General features: G+C 64.0%; 15 protein-coding genes and 1 riboswitch. Of the genes, 6 read left to right on the forward strand and 9 right to left on the reverse strand.

Features of this window, described 5'->3' with window-relative positions; all coding sequences use genetic code 11:
• Positions 1-8 precede the first annotated feature (8 nt).
• From V6765_RS05250 to V6765_RS05260, 3 genes are all read right to left on the reverse strand, one after another.
• The gene (locus tag V6765_RS05250; protein ID WP_448427061.1) at positions 9-1,046 is read right to left on the reverse strand and encodes an aldose epimerase family protein; all 1,038 of its coding nucleotides are present in this window, start codon (positions 1,044-1,046) and stop codon (positions 9-11) included.
• A 57-nt stretch (positions 1,047-1,103) separates the two neighbouring features.
• Positions 1,104-2,036, reverse strand: coding sequence for a homoserine O-succinyltransferase (locus tag V6765_RS05255; protein ID WP_448427063.1), 933 nt, complete (start codon positions 2,034-2,036; stop codon positions 1,104-1,106).
• Between the two features lie 52 nt (positions 2,037-2,088).
• A riboswitch (SAM riboswitch) is annotated at positions 2,089-2,166 on the reverse strand.
• A gap of 39 nt (positions 2,167-2,205) precedes the next feature.
• On the reverse strand, positions 2,206-2,838 hold the full coding sequence (locus tag V6765_RS05260; RefSeq protein WP_448427064.1) for a LysE family translocator: 633 nt from the start codon (positions 2,836-2,838) through the stop codon (positions 2,206-2,208).
• 147 nt (positions 2,839-2,985) lie between these two features.
• Between V6765_RS05260 and V6765_RS05265 the strand changes: the two genes are divergently transcribed.
• Both V6765_RS05265 and V6765_RS05270 read left to right on the forward strand, forming a co-directional pair.
• Positions 2,986-3,189 (forward strand): heavy-metal-associated domain-containing protein, encoded by a 204-nt coding sequence (locus V6765_RS05265; protein WP_448427066.1) that lies wholly within the window; start codon positions 2,986-2,988, stop codon positions 3,187-3,189.
• Between the two features lie 301 nt (positions 3,190-3,490).
• Positions 3,491-5,956: a heavy metal translocating P-type ATPase gene (locus tag V6765_RS05270; protein WP_448427067.1), complete on the forward strand. Its 2,466-nt coding sequence runs from the start codon at positions 3,491-3,493 to the stop codon at positions 5,954-5,956.
• Between the two features lie 274 nt (positions 5,957-6,230).
• Here the strand turns inward: V6765_RS05270 and V6765_RS05275 are convergent, their stop codons facing one another.
• Positions 6,231-7,088 carry a C40 family peptidase gene (locus tag V6765_RS05275; RefSeq protein WP_448427069.1) on the reverse strand — a complete coding sequence of 286 codons (858 nt, stop codon included), beginning with the start codon at positions 7,086-7,088 and terminating at the stop codon, positions 6,231-6,233.
• Between the two features lie 3 nt (positions 7,089-7,091).
• Positions 7,092-8,465 (reverse strand): leucyl aminopeptidase family protein, encoded by a 1,374-nt coding sequence (locus V6765_RS05280; RefSeq protein ID WP_448427072.1) that lies wholly within the window; start codon positions 8,463-8,465, stop codon positions 7,092-7,094.
• A 125-nt stretch (positions 8,466-8,590) separates the two neighbouring features.
• On the opposite strand from V6765_RS05280, the gene V6765_RS05285 reads away from it, so the two are divergent.
• Positions 8,591-9,385 (forward strand): tetratricopeptide repeat protein, encoded by a 795-nt coding sequence (locus V6765_RS05285; protein WP_448427074.1) that lies wholly within the window; start codon positions 8,591-8,593, stop codon positions 9,383-9,385.
• A 15-nt stretch (positions 9,386-9,400) separates the two neighbouring features.
• Here V6765_RS05285 and V6765_RS05290 read toward each other — a convergent pair whose 3' ends face one another.
• From V6765_RS05290 to V6765_RS05305, 4 genes are all read right to left on the reverse strand, one after another.
• On the reverse strand, positions 9,401-10,267 hold the full coding sequence (locus V6765_RS05290; RefSeq protein ID WP_448427076.1) for an SDR family oxidoreductase: 867 nt from the start codon (positions 10,265-10,267) through the stop codon (positions 9,401-9,403).
• Positions 10,258-11,397: a tRNA epoxyqueuosine(34) reductase QueG gene (gene queG, locus V6765_RS05295; protein WP_448427078.1), complete on the reverse strand. Its 1,140-nt coding sequence runs from the start codon at positions 11,395-11,397 to the stop codon at positions 10,258-10,260. Before queG ends, V6765_RS05290 begins: the two co-directional genes overlap by 10 nt.
• A 63-nt stretch (positions 11,398-11,460) precedes the next feature.
• On the reverse strand, positions 11,461-12,153 hold the full coding sequence (locus V6765_RS05300) for a glutathione S-transferase family protein (RefSeq protein WP_448427080.1): 693 nt from the start codon (positions 12,151-12,153) through the stop codon (positions 11,461-11,463).
• Between the two features lie 116 nt (positions 12,154-12,269).
• Positions 12,270-13,109 (reverse strand): undecaprenyl-diphosphate phosphatase, encoded by an 840-nt coding sequence (locus V6765_RS05305; RefSeq protein ID WP_448427082.1) that lies wholly within the window; start codon positions 13,107-13,109, stop codon positions 12,270-12,272.
• Between the two features lie 196 nt (positions 13,110-13,305).
• On the opposite strand from V6765_RS05305, the gene V6765_RS05310 reads away from it, so the two are divergent.
• From V6765_RS05310 to V6765_RS05320, 3 genes are all read left to right on the forward strand, one after another.
• Entirely contained in the window at positions 13,306-13,713 is a 408-nt protein-coding gene (locus V6765_RS05310) for a DUF805 domain-containing protein (protein WP_448427084.1), read from the forward strand.
• A 99-nt stretch (positions 13,714-13,812) separates the two neighbouring features.
• On the forward strand, positions 13,813-15,099 hold the full coding sequence (locus V6765_RS05315) for a lytic murein transglycosylase (protein ID WP_448427086.1): 1,287 nt from the start codon (positions 13,813-13,815) through the stop codon (positions 15,097-15,099).
• Between the two features lie 343 nt (positions 15,100-15,442).
• Positions 15,443-17,524 carry a transglycosylase domain-containing protein gene (locus tag V6765_RS05320; protein WP_448427088.1) on the forward strand — a complete coding sequence of 694 codons (2,082 nt, stop codon included), beginning with the start codon at positions 15,443-15,445 and terminating at the stop codon, positions 17,522-17,524.
• The last annotated feature ends 12 nt before the right edge of the window (positions 17,525-17,536 follow it).

Below are 17,536 nucleotides of genomic sequence, written 5' to 3' on the forward strand. Positions count from 1 at the left end.
CCGGGCCCTTACGCTGGGGCCTTCTTCGTCTCGCTCTTGCGGAAGACGTAATCGGTTTCCTGCCGAAGCGTCTCGCCGGGGCGCAGGACGGCGTTTGGAAAGCCCGGATGATTGACGGCATCGGGCCAAACCTGGGTTTCCAGACAGAAGCCGGCGAACGGGCCGTAGGGAAAGCCGCTCAGCCCCTCGGGCGTCTCGTCCAGCTTGAAGGCGGTATAGAACTGCACGCCGGGTTCAGTCGTCAGCACGTCCATGGTGACGCCGGAAGATGGCGCGCGCACGCTGATCACCGGCCGCTTTTCCATGCGCTCCGACGACAGGCAGAAATTGTGGTCGAACAGCGCCTGCCGTCCGTTCGGATATTCCCGTTTCATCGGCTGGGGCTTGCGGAAATCGAACGGCGTGCCCGCCACCGGCGCCATTTCGCCGGTCGGGATCTGGCGCTCGTCGGTCGGCAGGTAGTGCTCGGCGGCGATCATGATCTGGTGTTCCAGCGTATCCGTGCCGTTGCCGAGATTGAAATAGCTGTGATTGCAGATATTGGCGATCGTCGGCTTGTCGGTGGTGGTCTCGTAGACCACCGAGAAAACGCCGCGCGGCTTGAGCTGAAAATGGGCGCGGATCGTGCAATTGCCGGGAAAGCCGCCCCGGCCGTCGCGGTCGACGATCTTCAGCGTCACCCGGTCCTCGCCGATCTCCTCGAATTCCCAGAGGCTGACCCCGGTGCCATCGCTGCCGCCATGAAGATTGGTGATGCCGTTCTCGTTGCGGTCCACCTGATATTCCGTGCCGTCGATGGTGAAGCGGCCATCGGCGATCCGGTTGGAGGAGCGGCCGGGCGTTGCGCCGAAATAGGGCGAATAGTCGAGATAATGCTCGAACGTGTCGAAGCCCAGCACCAGCGCGTGCGGGTGACCTTCAAGGCGCAGGTCCTGTACCACCGCGCCCCAGTTCAGGATATTGGCGGTCAGGCCGCCGCCGGAGATCGTGACCCGTTCTACCGCCTGTCCGTCTCGGGTTTTTCCGAAGTCCTGGGGCGTGTTCATTGCTTTTCTCCGCGAAATGTCATTGCGGCGCGATACTGCGCCGGAAAGGGGAGGGCTTCAAGCGCCCTCCCGATCAATCCCGATTTCTTCCAGATGATAGGGCGTGGTCTGGTAGACTTCGTTGATCCAGTTGCCGAACAGCAGATGGGCATGTGAGCGCCAGCGGTTCTGCGGCGTGCGCTGCGGATCATCGCTGGGGAAGTAGTTATGTGGCAGGTCCACCGGCACATTGGCCTCAACATCGCGCCGGTACTCGTCGCCGAGCGAGTTCGAATCATATTCGATATGATTGAACATGTAGAGCCGATTGGCGAAGTCCTCCTGCGCGAGGCATGGCCCGACCTCGTCGGAATCGATGAGGATTTCCATCCCCGGGGCTGACGCGAGCTCCTCGCGCCGCACCTCCGTCCAGCGCGAGACCGGCACCTGGAAATCGTCGGAAAAGCCGTTGAGATAGACCGAGGCCGGCTTCAGGTTCTGGTGGCGATAGATGCCGAAGGCCTTCTTGTCGAGAAGATGTTTGGCGACGCCGTGGAAGTGATAGGCCGCCGCCATCGCGCCCCAGCAGATGTTCATCGTCGAGTGGCAATGGGTGGTGGTCCAGTCGAGGATTTCCTTCAGCTCGTCCCAGTAGGTGACCTCCTCGAAGGCGAGCGTCTCGACCGGCGCGCCGGTGATGATGAAGCCGTCGAACTTGCGGTCGGCGACCTCGTCCCAGGTATTGTAGAACGACAGCAGATGCTCGATCGGCGTGTTCTTGGCCTTGTGGCCGCCGACGCGAATGAGAGAAAGTTCGATCTGCAACGGCGAAGCGCCGAGCAGGCGGGCGAACTGCAGCTCGGTCTTGATCTTGTTCGGCATGAGATTGAGCAGCCCGAAGTGCAGCGGGCGGATATCCTGCCGCTCCGCAACCGTTTCCGTCTTGACCCGCACGCCTTCCGCAATCAGCGTTTCATAGGCGGGCAGTGTGTCTGGAATCTTGATAGGCATGTTCACATCCATACAAACAGAAAACCGGCCGCGTACAAATCGCAGGCCGGGGGCTTCCGCTCGCTCGGCCCTTTAGCGACTTGTTTAACGTGGCTGCAAGCCGGCCGGCCAAATCACCACGAGGAAGCAGTCAATAACGCCGCGCGGGGCGGGCGTCAACATTCCCGGCTTATGAGGCGGCCCGCCGCCATGTTGCCGTGGCAATGCCCATGGCCATCAGCGCGCCGCCGCCGAGGCGGGGCAGAAGGGCGGTGACGGCGGGGGAGGCGAGCTTTTGCCGGAGCCTGTCGGCGGCAAGCGCATAGGCGAGCGCGTTGAGGGCGGCAAGCGTGACGAAGGTCGCGATCAGGATGGCGAATTGCGGGACAAGCGGCGCCTGCGGCCGCACGAATTGCGGCACGAACGCGATGAAGAACACGATCGATTTCGGGTTGAGCGCGGTCACCATCAGGGCATGGGTGAAGACATGCCGGGGCGGGAGGGCGGCATCCGACGCCGAGGGCACGGCATCGCCGACGCCCTTGCTGCGAAACAGCTTGAAGCCGAGATAGACGAGATAGGCCGCGCCGATCCATTTCAGCACCATGAAGAGTTGCGCCGAGGCCAGCACCAGCGCGCCGAGACCCGCAAGCGAGGCGGTCATGGCAATGAAATCGCCAAGCGCGACGCCGGCCACCGTCGCCAGCGCCACCCGCCGGCCCTGGCTCAGGGCGTAGCTCAGCACCAGCAGCACCGTCGGCCCGGGGATCAGCAACAGCGCGATCGAGGCGGCGGCGAAGGCGAGCCAGATATGAAGGTCCATGGTCTTTTGCCTCCTGTTGTCGCAAGCAAAGACAGAGCTTCCGGCGGTTTTCAAGCGTCGTCATGAAAAAATATCCGGACCATGCTTGACCTTCCAGCTACTGGAAGCCCCATCTACGCTTCAACACGCTGAATAAGGAGAATGACGATGACCGAGACTCTCAGGATCGAAGGCATGGGCTGCGGCGGTTGTGTTTCGACCGTGACGAAGGCGCTGTCCGCCGTGCCAGGCATTTCCGACGTCGCCGTCAGCCTCGACAAGCACGAGGCCAGGTTTGAAATCGCTGCGCCCGCAACGCGCGAGCAGGCGGTGAGGGCCGTCGAGGACTCGGGTTACGACGTGAAGGGGTGAGCCGGCGAACGGCTTGCCGGCTTTCGGGTGAGATTGCATCGATCCGGAAACGCCGCAACCAACAATCTCCCCCCTTGAGGCAGGGCTATCGCATAAGACTTTTCGCATAGCCCCCCAATCTTCTCGCCCCGGAGGGGAGAGATGTCGCGAAAGCGACAGTGAGGGGGGAGAATATCAACGCGAACGCCTCGCAACTTGACAGGCTGCTTCACCCTCACTGCCCCTTTCGGGGCATCTCTCCCGCAAGCGGGAGAGAGTATTGGGAGCAAGCGGCGCGTCAGCCGCCAGAAGGAAAATGACAATGGAACAGACGCTTGCGAAAAAGCCCACCCACCTCACCCTGCCGGTGACGGGCATGACCTGCGCGTCCTGTGTGCGCAGCGTCGAGCGGGTCGTGGGCCGGGTGGAGGGCGTTTCGGCGGTCTCCGTCAATCTCGCCACCGAGACGGCCGATGTCACGCTTGCCGACCCCAAGGCCGCCGGTGACGTGGTCGCGGCGATCGAAAAGGGCGGCTATGGCGTGGCGCTTGAGACCGTCGAACTCGGCATCGAAGGCATGCATTGCGCTTCCTGCGTCGGCAATGTCGAACGCGCGCTGATGGCCGTGCCCGGCGTCGTCTCTGCGCATGTTAATCTCGCCAGCGAGCGGGCCACCATCGAGGCGGCGGCGGATACTGCCGCGCTGATGGCCGCAGTCGAGGAGGCCGGCTACACGCCGCGCCGCATCACGGATTCCGCGGCGGAAACCGAGACCCATGCGGATATCAGGGCGAAGGAGCAGGCCGCGCTGAAGCGCGATGTCCTGACAGCAGCGATCTTTACCCTGCCGCTATTCGTGCTGGAAATGGGGTCGCACCTGTTTCCGCCGCTCGGCCACGCCCTGATGAACACGGTCGGCGTCTTCCTCCTGCATATCCTCTATTTCGTGCTCGCTACCATCGTCGTGTTCGGCCCCGGCCGGCGCTTTATCCGCCATGGCGCGGCCTCGTTCAGGCGGCTGTCGCCGGATATGAACGCGCTGGTGATGATCGGCTCGCTGGCAGCCTGGGGCTATTCCACGCTGGCGACCTTCGTGCCGCAGCTTTTCCCGCAAGGCGCGGCGCAGGTCTATTTCGAAAGCGCGGCCGTCATCGTCACCCTGATCCTGCTCGGCCGCTATCTGGAGGCCAAGGCCAAGGGCCGCACCTCGGCCGCGATCACCCATCTGATGGGCCTTCAGCCGAAGACGGCGCGGGTGGAGCGCGACGGCGAAGCCGTCGATATCCCTATTGCCGACGTCAAGCAGGGCGATATCATCGTGGTGCGCCCCGGAGAACGGATCGCGGTCGATGGCGCGGTTGTCTCCGGCGCGTCGCATGTCGATGAATCGATGATCTCCGGTGAACCCGTGCCGGTGAAGAAGGCCGAGGGCGATGCCGTCACCGGCGGCACCATCAACAAGACCGGAAGCTTTACCTTCCGCGCCACCGCGATCGGCGCCGATACCGTGCTGGCGCGCATCGTGAAGATGGTGGAAACGGCGCAAGGCGCGAAGCTCCCGGTTCAGGCCATGGTCGACAAGGTCACGGCATGGTTCGTGCCGGCGGTGCTGGCGGCGGCTGCGCTGACCTTCGTCATATGGCTGGTTTTCGGGCCCGCACCGGCGCTTTCCTTCGCGCTCGTCAACGCGGTGGCGGTGCTGATCATCGCCTGCCCCTGCGCCATGGGGCTCGCCACGCCGACCTCAATCATGGTTGGCACCGGCAGGGCGGCCGAAACCGGCGTGCTGTTCCGCAATGGCGAGGCGCTGCAGACGCTGCGCGACACAAAAATCGTCGCCTTCGACAAGACCGGAACGCTGACCGAGGGCGCTCCGCAGGTGACCGATATCTTCACCGTCGGCGGCTTCGAGGATGATGCGCTGCTGGCGCTCGCCGCCGCGGTCGAGGCGGGCTCGGAACACCCGCTCGCCGAAGCCGTCGCCGCCGGCGCGCGGGAGCGGAAACTGGCTGTGGAAAAGGCGGAGGGTTTCGAGGCCGTGCCGGGCTATGGCGTAAAAGCATCGGTCGGCGGCAGAACCGTCGCCGTCGGCGCGCGCCGGTTCATGGAAAAGCTTGCGGTTGATACAGCAGACCTCGATGACGAGGCCGAACGGCTGGCGGCAAAGGCGCGCTCGCTGCTGTTCGTCGCGGTCGATGGCCGTCCCGCTGGCGTCATCGGCGTTGCCGACCCGGTAAAGCCCTCGGCCAAGGCCGCGATCGCGGCGCTGCTCGCGGCCGGCGTGAAGACGGCCATGTTCACCGGCGACAATGAAAAGACCGGCCGGGCGATTGCCGCCGAGGTCGGGATTGACACCGTGGTTGCCGATGTCCTGCCGGATGGCAAGGTGGCAGCGCTTGATAAGCTGCGGACCGCACACGGCGCGATCGCCTTTGCCGGCGATGGCATCAATGACGCCCCGGCGCTCGCCGCCGCCGATACCGGCATAGCCATCGGCACGGGCACCGATATCGCCATCGAAACGGCCGATGTCGTGCTGATGTCCGGCGACCTCGCCGGCGTGGTCAACGCCATCGCGCTGTCGCGGGCGGTGATGCGCAATATCGCGGAAAACCTGTTCTGGGCCTTCGCCTACAATGTTGTCCTGATCCCGGTTGCGGCCGGCGCCCTCTATCCCGCAACCGGCATTCTGCTGTCGCCGATGCTGGCAGCGGCGGCGATGGGGCTGTCGAGCGTGTTTGTGTTGAGCAATGCGCTGCGGCTGAAGCGGTTCCGGAAGGTGGCCTAGCGGCGCGTTTCAGCGCGCGGCGATCATCGTCACACGGAGGGGCGCTTGCCGCTTGCTCCCAATATTCTCTCCCGCTGGCGGGAGAGATGCCCCGAAAGGGGCAGTGAGGGTGGCGCGGCATTTCAAATTGTGAGAGCGCCCGAGGGGGTATTCTCCCCCCTCACTGTCGCTGTCGCGACATCTCTCCCCTCCGGGGCGAGAAGGTTGGGGGGCTATGCGGAAAAGCCACACACGATATGCCTGTCATTGTGGGGGGCAAGACTGAGCGTCTCCCCTACTTCGCCGGCCTCAGATACGAAGTCGGGTTGCCGTAAAAGGGCGCGATGCGGGTGATGGCGTGGTCGAGGTTTTCGCGGGTCACGCGCATGGTGGCGCCATTGGCGTGGATCAGCGTCTTGGGGTCTTCCATCAGCCCGACATGGCCTTTCCAGAACACCAGATCGCCGCGTTTGAGGCCGCGCCGGGTCACCGGGTCGCCGTCCATCAGTTCCTGCATGTCGGAATCGCGCGGCACGGTGCGGCCGGCCATCATCATCGCGATCTGCACCAGCGCCGAGCAGTCGAGCCCGAAACCGGAGCGCCCGCCCCACAGATAGGGCGTTTCGAGAAAGCGCAGCGCCGTCTTCACCGGGTCGCGCTCGAACGGGCGGCCGATCGGAAAGCAATGGTCGGCGAAGACGGCGGTGCCGTCCGCTGACAGGAGATAACGGCTGCCGCGCAGCTCCGCCTCGTCCACGAAGGTCATCCGGCTGCCCATGGAAAGCGCGGAGACCGGGCCGATCTTCAGGTCCGGCTCGGGATAGAGGAAGGTTCGGGGTACGGAGATCACATGGGTCGCCGCCGGATGGGCGCCCTCGGCCACCATATCCTCCGGCAGATAGCCGACATAGCAGTCAAAACGGGACTGCACCCACAGCCAGCCCTTGGCGCGCTCGAATATGTCGACCGTCTCGCCGTAGAGAAGCTGGGTGTCGACCCCGGCCGCATGGTTCGGCTCGCGCCGCACCGAGGCGACCGGGACGATTACCTGCGCCGGGATCGGATCGGCAAACCGCGCCGCGCGGACGATGCCGGAAAGCCGGACATCGGCGAGATCATCCCTGAAAGCGTGAAGCCGGCGGTCAAGTTGCATGCATCAGCCCTTGCGGATGGTTTCGAAAATGGCGCGGATCGCCTGGGCCTCGCCGCCGGCGGGACCGAAATCGCGGTCGTTCTGCGCATAGGCATAGATGTCGAAATGAGCCCACGCCCTGGCGCGGCCGACGAATTGCTTGAGAAACAGCGCGGCGGTGATCGCGCCGGCGAGCCCGCCCGAGGGCGCGTTGGTGAGGTCGGCGATGCCGGTCTTCAGTTTGCCCTCGTATCCGGCAAAAAGCGGCATCCGCCACACCGGATCGCGCAGCCGTTCGCCTTCGGATGCAAGTGTTTCCGCAAAGGCGTCGGATGTGGCGAAGAACGGTGCGATATCGGGCCCAAGCGCGACGCGCGCAGCGCCCGTCAGCGTCGCCATGTCGATCAGCAGGTCGGGCAGTTCCTCGTCGGCATAGGTCAGCGCATCGGCGAGGATCAGACGGCCTTCGGCATCGGTATTGTCGATCTGCACCGTCAGGCCCTTCCGCGAGCGGTAGATGTCGCCGGGGCGGAAGGCGTTGCCGGCCACGGCATTTTCGACGCTCGGAATGATGACGCGAAGGTCCACATCGAGCCCGGCATCCATGATCATCAGCGCCAGCGCCATCACATTGGCCGCGCCGCCCATGTCCTTCTTCATGATCAACATGCCGGCGGCGGACTTGAGATCGAGGCCGCCGGTGTCGAAGCACACGCCCTTGCCGACGAGCGTGACCGCGCGCGCGCCCTTGCGGCCCCAGCGCATTTCCATCAGCCGCGGGGCCTTCTCGCCGGCGCGGCCGACGGCGTGGACTAGCGGAAAGCCGGCGGTAAGCAAATCGTCGCCGCGGATCGCGTTGAAGCTGGCGTCATAATGGCGGGCAAGCCCGGAAAACACCTCTTCCAGATGGTCGGGCTGCATGTCGTTGGCGGGCGTGTTGACGAGGTCGCGGGCAAGACAGATCGCCGCCCATGCGCGCTCGATTTCCACTGCGTCGACGCCGTCGGGGATCGCCAGCCGCACGACCTTCGCGGCGGGCTTCACATAGCGCTCGAAGCGGTAGGAACCGGCCGCGAAGCCCGTCAGCGCGAGCGTCGCATCGCCGGCATACTGCGCCAGACGCCAGTCTCCCGCCGGCAGCAGTTTCGTCAGACGGCCGAAGACGAAGGGGTTTGCGCCATTGCCGAGGCCGAACAGCGCCGCGCCGAGGCCGCCATCGCCGCCGGGAACCAGCAGGAACTCTCCCTCGTTTCCCGCAAAGCCGGCGGCGCTCGCAAAGGCGCGGACGCTTTCCGGCAATTTGTCCGTCTCGCCCTGGGCGAGCGCGTAGAGCGGCCGGGCGGGCGCATCGGCGGGACAGAAGGGGAGCGGGCGGGTGATATACTGGAAATGCGACATGTGGCTTTGCTCGGAACTGATTTTCCCGCGTACTTTCGCGCGAAAAAACTTTCTGTAAAGTAACCAAAGGCGGTGGACGGTGATTCCATACGCCGATCGAGGCGCTGAGAACAGACGGAGATTGCATGAAAACGAACAATCCTACCGGCCATGCATCGCGCGCGGCGATCGTGCTCGCCGCCGGCCTTGTTGCCCTGTCGGGTTGTGCCAGCGTGCGCGGCGGCGGCATCAACACTTCCGGCTACCGCATGGCGGAAGACTTCGCCGGGCTTTCGCTGTCGCAGCAGGCGCAGGTCAGCTATCGGCTTGAAAGCGCCTATCTTGCCCGTCCCGGCCGGCTGAACAGCGGCATCGAATATTCGGAATATCTGAAGGCGACCGGCGATTACAAAAAGGCCAATGAGGTGATGCGGCAGGTGGCCGCTCTCAACCCGGGTTCGGGTGAGGCGCAGCTTTTCTACGCCAGGTCCCAGGCCGCGCTCGGCTATTATCCGGACGCGCTCAGAACCGTCCGCCAGGCGGCCGCGCTCAGCCCTAATGACTGGCGGGTCTATAACGAGGAGGGCACGATCCTCGACCAGATGGGCCAGCCGATGGAAGCGCGGATGCGCTATCGCAAGGCGCTCAGCCTGTCGCCGAACAATCCCGACGTGCTGTCGGCGATGGCCACCTCCTATGTGCTGACCCACGACCTGCCGACGGCGGAAAGCTACCTGCGGGAAGCGGTTCAACAGCGCGATGCCGGATCGGATGTCCGGGTCAATCTCGGCCTCGTTCTGGCGCTGCAGGGCAAGCAGGAAGAGGCCCAGCGCGTGGTCACCGCTGGCGTTTCGGCCGACGAGGCGCAGCAGAACCTCGCGGCGCTGGCCGCAGCCACCGCGCCGGGAGGGGCATGGGAGCAGTATGCTGTCGGGATGTAGACGGCGCGGGCGGCCTCAATACGCCCGCATATCCCACAATTGCTTCAGCGATTGCCGGTAGTTCGGAAACTCGAACTCGTAGCCGAGCTTGCGCAGCTTGGCGTTGCTCACCCGCTTGTTCTCGCCCCAGAAAGACCGCGCCATCGGAGTCATCTCTGCCTCCTCGAACGGCACTTCCGGCGGCGGTTCGATGCCCATCAGCCGGGCCGCTTCGGTGATCACGTCCTGCGGCGGGGCCGGCTCGTCGTCGGTGACGTTGAAGATGCCGCCGATCTCGCGCTCGGCCAGAAAGGCCACCGCATAGGCGATATCCTCCACCCGGATGCGGTTGAAGACCTGCCCCTTCTTGATCACCCGTTGCGCCGTGCCATCCATCAGCTTGCGGAACGGGTTGCGGCCGGGGCCGTAAATGCCGGAAAGCCGGAGAATGGCGACCGGAAGCCCGTGTTTCGCCCCGGTCTCCAGCCATTGCTGCTCGGCGGCCAGGCGCTGTTTCGAGCGTTCCGAGGTTGGCCGGCATTCGGAGGTCTCGTCGACCCACGCGCCGTCATGATCGCCATAGACGCCGACGGTCGAGAGATAGCAGAGCCATTGCAGGTCCGGCAGTTCGTTGTGGGCGGTGCTGCTGGCGAGGTTCAGCAGGCTATCGCCCTCGGGGCCCGGCGGGATCGACTGCACCAGATGGGTGACGCAGGAAAGCTTGTGTCCGAGCGCGGGGTCGATGGTCTCGCCGTCGAAGACGAAAGCCTCCATGCCGCAATGGCCGAGGCTTGCGGCCTTCTCCGCGCTGCGCGTGGTGCCGGCGACCTGAGTTGCGGTGGGAGCAAGCGCTGTGGCGATCGCCTTGCCAGAATAGCCGGCGCCGAAAATCATCAGATGCATAGCGTCTCCTCCTCGCGTTGCCATTCGTGGCGGACGGATTCATCACTCTCATGTAAGCGCGTTCTTGCCAATGCGGCAAATTCGTTTCTGGGCAGAAGCCGCGCCAGCGCCCAGACAGCCATGGCGCGCACTGCGGCGCTGTCGTCGTCGATCAGGCGGCGGCAGAGCGGAATGAGCGTGGCGTCGCCGCTATTGCCGGCGGCGATCAGACAGTTTCGGACGAAGCGGTCGCGGCCGATCCGCTTGATCGGCGAGCCCGAGAAAAAGGCGCGGAAGGCGGCATCATCGAAACCGAGAAACTGGGACAGGCGTGGGGCCTTCAGGTCGTCGCGCGCGATCAGCTTCATCTCCGAGGATTGTTCGGCGAACTTGTTCCACGGGCAGGCCGCGAGACAGTCGTCGCAGCCATAGATGCGGTTGCCCATCGCTTCGCGGAACTCCAGCGGAATGACGCCGTGATGCTCAATGGTGAGGTAGGAAATGCAGCGCCGCGCATCGAGCCGGTAGGGTGCCGGAAAGGCATTCGTCGGGCAGACGTCGAGACATGCCCGGCACGAGCCGCAGTGGTCGCGCTCGGCCTCATCGGGAACAAGCTCTGCCGTGGTGAAGATCGAGCCCAGGAACAGCCATGAGCCGAATTGCCGGCTCACCAGATTGGTGTGCTTGCCCTGCCAGCCGATGCCGGCCTTTTCGGCAAGCGGCTTTTCCATCACCGGCGCGGTATCGACGAACACCTTGACGTCGGCCCCCGAGCGGGCGGCGAACCGGCCGGCAATCTGCTTCAGCTTTCCCTTGATCACATCATGATAGTCGCGATTGCGGGCATAAACCGAGATATTGGCGCGGTCCTTACGCTTCAGAAGCGGTCGCGGATCGTCCTCCGGCCCGTAATTCATCGCCAGCATGATGACGGAGCGGGCTTCGGGCCAAAGCTTCAGCGGCGAGGAGCGGCGCTCGAAGGTTTCCGCCATCCAAGCCATCTCGCCGTAATGCCCCTTGGCGATCCCCTCGGCGAGCGCTTTCGCTGCTTCGGGCATGTCTTCGGCGCGCGCGATCCGGCAGGCGGAAAAGCCCTGCGAGAGGGCTTCGTCGCGCAGGAAATGTTTTAGCTTTTCGGTACGCTCATCCATGCCACCGCCATTTTCTTGATCGCCCCACAGGGCGATGCTCTCCCAAAGGTGGCGTTTTGTGGCCTAAAAATCCAGATCGGCGTAGTGAGAAACCGGCACCACGCCGCGCACCCGGTCGGCAAGCAGCGCCCGGAAGGCGGGGCGGGATTTCAGCCGCTGGTACCATTCCTTGGCGGCGGGCGTTTCGTCCCAGTTGATCTCGCCGAGATAATCGAGCGCGGAAATCGCACCGCCGGCGGCGAGGTCGGCATAGCTCATCCGCTTGCCAGCCAGCCAGCCCCGGCTGCCGGCAAGCCAGGCGACGTATTTCATGTGCTGGCGGATATTGGCGCGCGCTGCCCTCAGCACGCGCGAATCAGGCGCGCCGCCGCCATATTCGCTGCTCATCTGCAGCTTGTAGACCCGCTCGCGGCACAGCGGATGGGTGACATCCTGTTCGAGCTTCAGCAGGAACCATTCGGTCAGCCGGCGGATTTCGGCGCGCTGGAAGGGCTCTTCCGCCAGAAGCCGGCGCTCGCGCTGGAGCACGCCATGGGTCTCGTCCATGAATTCGGCGATCACGAACGGGCCACAAAGCGCGCGCATATTGTCATCGACATAGACCGGCAGCGTTCCGGCCGGATTGGCCGTCAGGAAGGCCTTGCGTTTTTCCCACGGCCGCTCCTCGATCATGTCGACCTCGAACGCATATTCGCCGATCACGAGGCGAATGAAGCGCGAGGCGGCGGACATCGGGTGGTGATAGAGCGTAGACATCTGGCTTCCGTCGCGTAGGTCATGGATCGACGCCCGGCGCAAAGCCGCGAGACGACCCGATCACATGATTGTTTTGCCGCCCATCTAACCACTGAAGGATTAATGATGGGTGACCGTCAACCGACGGGGCTGATCACGCCGAGCCCGAGCAGGACTAGCAGGACGCCGCCGAGCGCGACCCGGTAATAGACGAACGGCATGTAGCTGCGGGTCGAGACCAGCCGCAGGAAGAAGACGATCACGGCATAGCCGACGAAGAAGGCGATCGCGGTGGCAAGCGCGGTCGCCCCCCAGCCGACCGGGTTGTCCTCGCCGATGCTCTTGAAGAGCTGGTAGAAACCGGAGCCGAAGACGGCCGGAACCGCGAGCAGAAACGAATAGCGCGCCGCCGCCTCGCGGGTGTAGCCGAGCAGGAGCCCGGCGCTGATCGTGCCGCCGGAGCGCGAGACGCCCGGTATCAGCGCCATCGCCTGGGCGAAGCCGTAGAGGATACCGTCGCGCCATGTCAGGTTTTCCAGCCGGATGCGCTTGGCGCCGATCCGGTCGGCAATGCCCATGATGATGCCGAAGATGATCAGCATCGCGGCGGTGATGTAAAGATTGCGCAGCGAGGTCTCGATCTCGTCCTTGAACAGAAGGCCGAGGATGACGATCGGCAGCGAGCCGATGATGATCAGCCAGCCCATACGAATATCGGCCTTGTCATAACCGCTGCCGAGCCGCAGATTATGGCCGAGCCAGGCCTTGGCGATCCGCATGATATCGGACCAGAAATAGACCAGCACGGCGAGTTCGGTGCCGATCTGGGTGATGGCGGTGAAGGCTGCGCCCGGATCGGCCCCTGAAGGCAGGAATGCGCCGGCGATACGCAGATGCGCGCTGGAGGAGATCGGAAGAAACTCCGTCAGTCCCTGCAAAAGGCCCAGAAAGGCGGCTTCAATCCAACCGATGGTCATTGAGTGTCATCCGATCTCGAATGAATGAAAGAAACAAGCGGTGCTGAAAACAAGCCCCGGCGTCTGGCGGCGGCCAGACGTGTACTACCGCAAGACAGCGGGCTTGGAAAGAACCGAGGCAGGCAGAGCAATGGCTCCTTATTGCGCTCGATGCCTGCCGTGCGTAGTCTGATGCCGGGACAACAGGGGAAAAATCATGTCGGAATCACCATCTTCGTTCGTCGGTCGCGATCACCGCAATGTCGGTTTCGTCGAGGCGTTTCAGCTGACCTTCAAGAATTATGCCCTTTTCAGCGGACGTTCCTCGCGCGGGGCGTTCTGGTTCTGGGTGCTTTGGACGATCATCATCAGCGGCGTTCTCGGCGGGATTGATTCGGCCCTGTTCGGCAAGGTCGGCTATCTGCAGGGGCTCTGGAACCTGGCGACCCTGATACCATCGATCGCGATCGCCGCGCGCAGGCTTCATGACGTCGGCCGCAGCGGGTGGTGGCAGTTGATCGGCTTCACCGTGATCGGTCTTTTCGTTCTGCTTTACTGGTACTGCAAGCCGGGCCAGGAACAGACAAACGATTTCGGCGCCGATGTCGAGGCAGGCCGGGCCTGAGGGCCACAAACGCCATCGTAATGCCCTGAAGCGGCCATAATTGATTTATCATTCGGTAACCCCGATGCCCGAGAATCCGCGCGAAAAGGAGAAGCCGGAATGACCAGATCACGCCCGTTTATGGCCGTACGCATCATTTGCGCCCTGTTTGCGATCGCACTCGCCTTCCTTGCCGGCGCGGGTTTCTCCACCGTCGCCAATGCCTATGACAGGGGAACCGTCGATCGCCAGTTCTCGCAATGGCTGGCGACCGACATGCGCCAGGCGGCACTGCGGTCCGGGGTGTCGGCTTCGGTCTATGACCGGGTGACGCAGGGGCTTTCGATCAACTGGTCGCTGCCGGATCTGGTGCCGCCCGGCACCAAGCCGCCGGCGCAGCGCAAACAGACCCAGCCGGAATTTTCCGAGCCCGGCCCCTATTTCAGCGAGAACAATCTCAACTATCTCGCCGTGAAAGGCCGCCAGCTCTACAACCAGTACAAGCCGGTGCTGGACCGGATCGAGGCGCGCTACGGCGTGCCGGGCCGGATCGTGCTCGCCATCTGGGGCCGCGAGATGGGCTATGGCGCGGCGGAGGAGAAATACGACATTCTCCAGGTGCTCGGCACCAAGGCGTTCATGAGCGGCTCGCGCCAGCAGATGTTCCAGCGTGAATTCATAGCCGCGTTGCAGATCATCCAGAGCGGGGCGGCGCCGCTCGACAAGCGCAAGGCCTCCTGGGCCGGCGCCTTCGGCCAGCCGCAGCTCATGCCCTCCAATTTCATGAACTATGCCGTCGATTTCGATGGCGACGGCGTTATCGATGTCTGGGATTCGGTGCCCGATTCGCTCGCCACCATCGCCAAGCATCTGGCCAGCGACGGCTGGGAGCGCGGCCGCGACTGGGGCTATGAGGCGGTGATCCCGGACAATGTCTCCTGCGCCCAGGAAGGCCCCGACAATGCGCGGGCGATTTCCCAATGGACCAAGCAGGGCATCACGCGGGTCAACGGCAAGGCCTTTCCCGCCGACGAGATGCGCAAGCCCGGCATGATGCTGGTGCCGCAGGGCCGCTACGGGCCGGAATTCATCGTCACGCCGAATTTCTACGTGCTCAAGGAATACAACAATTCCGACCTCTACGCCCTGTTCGTCGGCAACCTCGCCGATCGCATCCAGTACGGCATGGGCGCCTTCGCCCAGCCCTGGCAGCGCACCGGTACGCTTCTGCGCTCCGATGTTGCCGCCATGCAGCGCAAGCTCGAGGGCATGGGCTACGACGTCGGCGGCGCGGACGGCCTCGTCGGCTTCAAGACCCGCCGCTCGATCGGCGACTGGCAGGCGAGAAACCGCGTCAACCAGACCTGCTGGCCGACGCCGGCGTTGAAGAACGAGTTGCTGCGGTAAACTGCGTTTGACTTGAGGGCGTAATCTGCAGAAAACCCCGCCTCAATCCTGACCGCATAGCCCCATCAATCTTTCCCTCAAGGGGGAGATTGTTTTCTGCATGACGCGGTGAACCAAACCGGGGCTTAAGTGGTTGGAAGGCAACGAGGCAAACCGGCACAAAGCTGAAGGCGTCACGGATGACGGAACCTGTCCCGTGAAGCCCAGCCCCGTTCAGCCTGCGTTAACCCTCATTGATATCTTTTGTGGCAAAGCGTCTGCCGCAACACGCGCGCCTTAATACCACCTTAAAGTGGTCGGGTTAGAACCGGAGACGGAAACGAAAGGCGCCGATGGCTCCGTAATGGCAAGCAAGAAGAACAAGCGCGAAAGAACCGAACCCTCGCTTTTCGGCCTTGGCGGCGGGGCGCCGGCGAAGCCTGCGAAGAAGAAACGGAAGAAGTCTAAGAAGAGATCGCGCGCCGCATCCGGCGGCGGGCTGATGCGCGTCTTCCGGTTCGTGTTCTACTGGGGCATGGTCGCCGCCGTCTGGGGCGCGATCGCCGTTGTCGGCATCGTCATCTATTACGGCTCGAAACTGCCGCCCGTCGATGAATGGGCGGTGCCGGATCGCGCGCCCAACGTCAAGATCGTCGCCACCGACGGCTCGCTGATCGCCAATCGCGGCGCGACCGGGGGCGAGGCGCTGTCGCTCGACGAAATGTCGCCCTTTATCCCGATGGCCGTGGTCGCCATCGAGGATCGGCGCTTCTACTCTCATTTCGGCGTCGACCCGATTGGCATCGCCCGCGCCATGATCACCAATCTCCAGCATGGCGGCCTGGTTCAGGGCGGCTCGACGCTGACCCAGCAATTGGCCAAGAATGTGTTGCTCTCCCACGCCCAGACGCTGGAGCGCAAGGTGCAGGAAGCGCTGATGGCGCTCTGGCTGGAGCATGAATACACCAAGGATCAGATCCTGGCGATGTATCTGAACCGGGTCTATTTCGGGTCCGGCGCCTATGGCGTGGAGGCGGCCTCGCAGCGCTATTTCGATAAATCCGCCCGCGACGTGACGCTTGGCGAAGCAGCACTTCTGGCGGGCCTCTTGAAAGCGCCATCGCGGCTTTCGCCCGCCCGCGATCCGGAGGCGGCGGAAGAGCGCGCCCAGGTGGTGCTGGCCGCCATGCACGACCAGAACATGATCGACGACAGCGATATGGCGACCGCCATGTCGCGCGAACCGACGCGCGCGCCGAGCTACTGGACCGGGCCGGAAAACTACGTCGCCGACATGGTGATGCAGCGTCTCGAGCCGATGATCGGCGAGGTTACGACCGATATCGTGGTCGCCACCACCATCGACCCCGGTCTCGAGCGTACCGCCGGAGAAAGCCTGAAAAGCGCGCTCGATGAAAACGGCGAGAAGGACCGGGTGGAGCAGGGGGCGCTCGTTTCCGTCGATGCCACCGGCGCGATCCGGGCGCTGGTCGGCGGGCGCGATTATTCCAAGAGCCAGTTCAACCGCGCCGTCACCGCCAAGCGCCAGCCGGGTTCGGCCTTCAAGCCCTTCGTCTATGCCGCAGCGCTTGAGATCGGCGACCGACCGGGCTCGGTCAGAAACGATGCGCCGATCACCATCGATGACTGGACGCCGGAGAACTACGAGAAGACCTATTCTGGGCCGATGACGCTGACCAATGCGCTGGCGCATTCCGTCAACACCATCGCCGCCCAACTGGTGATGGAGGCAAGCCCCGGCTATGTGGTCGACGTCGCCCATAGGCTCGGCATCACTTCAGATATCACCGCCAATGCCTCGCTGGCGCTCGGCACGTCCGAGGTCTCGCTGCTGGAGCTGACCGGCGCCTATACCCCCTTCATGAATGGCGGCTTTAAGGCGACGCCCTATTTGATCGAAAGCGTGAAGACAGCAGACGGCCAGTCGCTCTATCAGGCCGTGCCGCCAGCGCCGCAACGGGTGCTTTCGCCCCAGACCGCGGCGAACATGAACGGCATGCTGATGCGAGTCGTGACCGAGGGCACCGGCAAGGCCGCGCAGATCCCCGGCTGGCAGGTCGCCGGCAAGACCGGCACCACGCAATCCTCCCGCGATGCGCTGTTCGTCGGCTTCACCGCCAATCTGACCACCGGCGTCTGGGTCGGCAATGACGACAATTCCCCGATGCGCCATGTCACCGGCGGCAAGCTGCCGGCCCGGATCTGGCAGGATTATATGGCAAAGGCGCACCAGGGACTGAAGCCACAGCCGCTTTATGGCGGCGGCAGGATTATCGAGCCGAGGGCCGCGCCCCCGGCAAACAACAATGATCCGAAGACCTTGGTCGAGCTTCTCGGCCAGCTCGGAGAGGAGAAGCAGCCTGCCGCCGAAACGCCCTCCGCGCCGAAGCGGCGGACGCTGATGCAGATTCTCGGCGGGGGGTGAGCGCGGCAGAGC

It is taken from the genome of Martelella sp. FOR1707, from assembly GCF_053484265.1.